General features: G+C 58.4%; 1 pseudogene. It reads left to right on the top strand.

Annotation, left to right across the window (positions count from 1 at the left end):
- A pseudogene (locus GSM73_RS27840) lies at positions 1-231 on the top strand (ribulose-phosphate 3-epimerase); the annotation flags it as partial.

The raw sequence follows: 231 nt of genomic DNA, 5'->3' as shown, positions 1-231 counted from the left end.
CAGAAGTTCATTCCTGGCACACTCGACAAGCTGCGTGAAGCCCGCGCGCTGATCAAGGCATCGGGCCGTGATATCCGCCTGGAGATCGACGGTGGCGTGAACGTCAATAACATCCGCGAAATCGCAGAGGCCGGTGCCGACACCTTTGTCGCAGGCTCGGCCATTTTCAATGCGCCGGACTACAAAGAGGTCATTGAAAAGATGCGTGCCGAACTGGCCCTGGCCCGTCTA

It is taken from the genome of Pseudomonas sp. PICF6, from assembly GCF_009831705.1.
Taxonomy (GTDB): Bacteria; Pseudomonadota; Gammaproteobacteria; order Pseudomonadales; family Pseudomonadaceae; genus Aquipseudomonas; species Aquipseudomonas rhizophila.
Note: the sequence above shows the minus strand (reverse complement) of the source record. Positions and strands in the feature narration are given on the sequence as shown.